Source organism: Saccharomonospora iraqiensis subsp. iraqiensis, assembly GCF_000430445.1.
Lineage (GTDB): Bacteria > Actinomycetota > Actinomycetes > Mycobacteriales > Pseudonocardiaceae > Saccharomonospora > Saccharomonospora iraqiensis.
Genome location: NZ_KE387116.1, coordinates 1 through 2,225, shown reverse-complemented (window position 1 = coordinate 2,225; position 2,225 = coordinate 1). Strand labels below are relative to the sequence as shown.

Sequence of the window (2,225 nt, the reverse complement as noted above, 5' to 3'; positions counted from 1 at the left end):
CGGGGACGTGGCCGCGGGGCTGCGGCTGGCCGCCGACGACCCCGCGGCGTTGCTGGCCGAGCACAACGCCGACGCCGCACTGGCGTTGCTGACCGCCGAGGGTGAGGCGCTGGAGACCCTGACCCGGCTCGCCGACGAGCTGCGCGCCGACGTGGTCGGGGAGCCGATCACCTACGTCGTCAACCGCAACATCAACTTCTCCAACGTCTGCTACGTCGGCTGCCGGTTCTGCGCGTTCGCGCAGCGGGAGCGGGACGCGGACGCCTTCCGGCTGTCCGTGGACGAGGTCGCCGCGCGGGCGGTCGAGGCGGCCGGGGCGGGCGCCACCGAGGTGTGCATGCAGGGCGGGATCGACCCCAGGCTGCCCGTGGGGCACTACGCCGAGCTGGTGCGTGCGGTGAAGAAGGCGGTTCCCGGGATGCACGTCCACGCCTTCTCCCCGATGGAGGTCGTCTCGGCCGCGGCCAAGGCGGGCGTGAGCGTCGAGGAGTGGCTCACCGAGCTGCGCGACGCCGGGCTGGACTCGATCCCCGGCACCGCGGCCGAGATCCTCGACGACGACGTGCGCTGGGTGCTCACCAAGGGCAAGCTGCCCGCCCGCGCGTGGATCGACGTGGTGACCACCGCGCACCGGCTGGGGCTGCCCTCGTCGTCCACGATGATGTACGGCCACGTCGACCACCCCGGCCACTGGCTGGCGCACCTGCGGACGCTGGCCGGGATCGCGGACGAGACCGGCGGGTTCACCGAGTTCGTCGCCCTGCCGTTCGTGCACCACAACGCCCCGCTCTACCTCGCGGGCGTGGCCCGCCCGGGCCCGACCGTCCGGGACGACCGCGCGGTGCACGCGTTCGCGCGGCTCGCCCTGCACGGCCGGATCGACAACATCCAGTGCTCGTGGGTCAAGCTCGGCGACGAGGGGTCGGCCCGGGTGCTGCGGGGTGGGGCCAACGACATCGGCGGCACGCTGATGGAGGAGACGATCTCCCGTATGGCCGGCTCCGACCACGGGTCGTCGCGCACGGTCGCCGAACTGGACGCGCTCACCGCCCTGGCCGGCAGACCGGGCAGGCAGCGCACCACCACCTACGGCCCGGTCACCCCGGCCGCCGCGGTCACCGCCCCGGAGCGACCCGGGTGACCGGTGTTCCGGCGCCCCGCGTTGCCGGGGGCCACGACGGTGGTTAGCGTCCTCGCGTGGCGGACGAGACGGCGGGCACGGCCCCGCGACGGAATGCGACGACCGGGACCGGCCGCGGTGCACGTGACGGCAAGAGCGGCACGGACGACGAGAAGCTGCTCGCCCGGCTGCGTCGCCGGTACGGGTGGCTCGATCACGTCGTCCGGGCGAACGAGGCGTTCACCGAGCGGTACGGCAACCACTACGCCGCAGCGATCACCTACTTCTCCGTGTTGTCGCTGTTCCCGCTGCTCATGGTCGGCTTCTCGGTCGCGGGCCTCCTCCTGGCGGGCAACGACGCCGCGTTGAACCGGCTCAGCGAGGGCATCATCAACTCCGCCCCGGAGGGGCTGGGCGAGTTCCTCAACCAGATCGTGAGCGCCGCGCTCGACTCCCGGGCCGGGGTCGGCGTGCTCGGTCTGCTGTTGGCGCTCTACTCCGGGCTCGGCTGGATGACCAACCTCCGGGACGCGCTCACCGCGCAGTGGGGCCAGCACAAGAAGAAGCAGCCGTTCCTGTCCGGCAAGCTGAAGGACCTCGTCTCGCTGGCCGGGCTCGGGGTGGCGCTGGCCGTCTCGTTCGGCCTCACCGCCGTGGGCGCGGGCGTCGGGGAGTTCCTGCTCGGCCTGGTCGGGTTGGAGGAGGCCGCCTGGGCACGGTTCCTGCTGCGGCTGGCCACCATCGTGCTCGCGCTGGCGGCCAACGTGCTGGTGTTCCTCTGGGTGCTGTCCCAGTTGCCCCGGGAGAAGGTCGCGGTGCGCAGCGCCGTGCGCGGCGCGGTGCTCGCTGCGATCGGGTTCGAGGTCCTCAAGCAGGTCGGCGGCATCTACCTGGCGAGCGTGACCAGCTCGCCCAGCGGGGCGTTGTTCGGCCCGATCATCGGTCTGCTGGTGTTCGCCAACCTGGTCGCCCGGTTCCTGCTGTTCGTCACCGCGTGGACGGCCACCGCGCGGGAGAACCTCGCCGCCCCGGACGCCCTGCCCCGTCCCGCCGTGATCCGCCCCACAGTGCGGGTGCGGCGCGGCCCGGGCGTCGGGCTCGCGGC

The 2,225-nt window shown here is 73.2% G+C and carries 2 protein-coding genes; both read left to right on the top strand.

The features are described from left to right. Nucleotides 1-1,141, top strand: a 1,141-nt coding sequence (gene cofH / locus ACTIR_RS23980) for a 5-amino-6-(D-ribitylamino)uracil--L-tyrosine 4-hydroxyphenyl transferase CofH (protein ID WP_065388604.1), incomplete at its 5' end; no start/stop codon positions are given. A gap of 155 nt (nt 1,142-1,296) precedes the next feature. Then, a partial coding sequence (yhjD, locus tag ACTIR_RS0117145) for an inner membrane protein YhjD (RefSeq protein WP_026455201.1) occupies nt 1,297-2,225 on the top strand: 929 nt, incomplete at its 3' end.